2 protein-coding genes are annotated in these 2,284 nt (G+C 61.9%); both read left to right on the top strand.

Annotated features, from left to right (window positions below):
- The first annotated feature begins 18 nt into the window (after positions 1-18).
- Complete coding sequence (locus tag NP589_RS21835) at positions 19-171, top strand: iron chelate uptake ABC transporter family permease subunit (RefSeq protein WP_371929703.1); 153 nt, start codon at positions 19-21, stop codon at positions 169-171.
- Positions 171-2,222 carry an MFS transporter gene (locus tag NP589_RS21395; protein ID WP_256608785.1) on the top strand — a complete coding sequence of 684 codons (2,052 nt, stop codon included), beginning with the start codon at positions 171-173 and terminating at the stop codon, positions 2,220-2,222. The genes NP589_RS21835 and NP589_RS21395 overlap by 1 nt, the downstream gene beginning before the upstream one ends.
- Positions 2,223-2,284 lie beyond the last annotated feature (62 nt).

Genomic DNA, 2,284 nt, shown 5'->3' with positions numbered 1-2,284 from the left:
CCGCTATGCCATTCAGCCATCGTCGGCGCAATACTGGTCACGGGCGCCGATTTGCTCGGGCGCATCGGGGCCGGGCCGATCGAACTGCCGGTCGGCGTGGTAGCCGGTCTCTTGGGTGGTCCTTTTTTACTGTGGCTGCTGATGCGGCCGGAATCTTACGGAGCTTCGTAATGTTGGAATTTCGCGTCGACCAAGTATTCGCCGGTTATGGCGCCGAACCGGTACTGCGAGACCTCAGCCTGCAAATTCCGGCGGGACGGGTTACCGCCATTGTCGGCGCCAACGGCTGCGGCAAAAGCACCTTGCTGCGTTGTCTGGCCCGTCTGCATCACCCCCATTCCGGGCGTATTCGGCTAAACAACGAAGACTTGCGGCACTCCTCGACTGCCGATTTTGCGCGTAGCGTAGGTTTTTTGCCGCAGTTTCCGCAAGCGCCGGTTGGGCTGAGTGTGAACGCTTTGCTAGTGCTGGCGCGCCATCCGCATCGGCATTGGATGGCTCGCTGGTCGGAGGAGGACGAGGCGGCGAGACGCGAGGCCTTACGTCTTACCAACCTGAGCGACATGGCCGGGCAGCCGCTAGAGAGGCTTTCCGGTGGGCAGCGGCAACGCGCGTGGATGGCGATGATGCTGGCTCAGTCCACGCCGGTTCTGTTATTGGACGAACCGGGCAGTATGCTCGATCCCGGCCATCAACTGGAATTGATTGCCTTGTTACGGGCTTTGGCCGATGCCGGCCGCACCATCGTGGTGGTAATGCACGACCTGATCGCCGCGCGCCACGCTGATTGGCTGGTGGCGTTGGATGACGGCAGGCTTGCGGCTTGCGGTTCGCCGACGGAGGTATTGAATCCGCTCTTATTGCGACAGCTTTACGGCATCGATAGCCATATCCTGACCGCCCCCGACGGCACGCCCATTGCCGTGCCGGTACGGCCTGAGGATTGGCCGTTGCCGCAAGCTCTGCCCCTGCCTAGGCTCAAACTCAACGCGCCGACCGGACTACAGGAGCGTCATCTGGTGCGGTTACTAGCGGTACTTCAATTCATACTTTTGCTTGATTACATGGTGCTAATGCCGCTGGGCGCAGAGCTGATGCGCGATTTCGACATTGGTCCGGCGCGCTTTGGATTACTGGTCGGTGTCTATACGCTCGCCTCAGCGCTGACCAGTCTGGTGGGCGGCAGGTGGATTGATTGCGGCGACCGCAAGCGCACCTTGTTGACCTTGTACGCCGGGTTTGTCGTCGCCTCCTTGGCTTGCGGTCTTGCCGTGGAGTTCGGCGCGCTGTTGGCCGCGAGGGCGTTGGCGGGAGCTTGCGCAGGGTTGATGAGTGCGACCATGATGGCGATGATAGCCGACCGCATCGAGCCCGAGCGTCGCGGACAGGCTATAGGTACGATCATGTCTGCTTTCGGGGTTTGCGCCGTGATAGGCGTGCCCTCGGGATTGGGGTTGGCTGCGTTGGGCGGATGGCGGATTCCGTTTTTCGCGGTCGCGGCACTGTCCGCGCTGTGGTGGCTAAGACTTTACCAGGCCTTACCCAAGTCACCGCCCGGCGCTGGCGCCGGGCGGGGGAGTTTGCGTTCGCCGGCACTGGCATTCGGTTGGTTATTGAGCTTCGGCATCGTTTTTGCTGGTTTTCTGATCGTGCCTTATCTGGGCGCGCATTTGAACGGCACATTGGGCGTCGGCTTGCGCGATTTGTCCTGGATTTATCTGTGTGCCGGATTGGCGACTTTCGCTGCGGCGCGTGGTGTCGGTCGCGCGGTGGACCGTTGCGGAGCCGCCAGGGTCTTGGCTTTGTTGATGGTCGCCAGCATGGTTCCGCATCTGTGGCTGACCTGGTTGCAACCCGGCCCTTTGTGGCAAACAACGCTGGTGTTTGTGTTATTCATGGTTTTAACATCCACCCGGGCGATTCCGGCTTCGGTCTGGCTGATTGGCCGGGTGCCGCCGCCGTTGCGCGGTCGCTACATGACGGTGAATACCGCTAGCACCGAGGCCGCCTCAGGTTTGGCGGCCTGGTGCGCGGGCTTGATGACCGGCGGGAATGGCGCCTTACTGCACCATTTCGAACGCGTCGGCTGGTTGGCTGCCGGCGTTACGTTCCTGAGCCTGGGCTTGCTGGCCGCCTTAAATCGCGTCGGCGCGGCAACGGGCGGGGCGTTGACGAGAAAGCCGGCGGACCAACGCACGCCGGTTTGCGAAGCCGAATCATGACACCGGAAATATCGCCGTCACCTAGCGTCGGATTCGGTCCGCGACCAGGCGTTGCGTTGGTA

The sequence above is a fragment of the Methylomonas rosea genome (assembly GCF_024505055.1).
GTDB lineage: Bacteria > Pseudomonadota > Gammaproteobacteria > Methylococcales > Methylomonadaceae > Methylomonas > Methylomonas rosea.
The sequence above is the reverse complement of the archived record's forward strand: the minus strand, read 5'-3'. Positions and strand labels throughout refer to the sequence as shown.

Bases quoted from the DNA above. Each gene is read 5' to 3' on its own strand.
- NP589_RS21395 (WP_256608785.1), top strand. From the start codon at position 171: ATGTTGGAATTTCGCGTCGACCAAGTATTCGCCGGTTATGGCGCCGAA.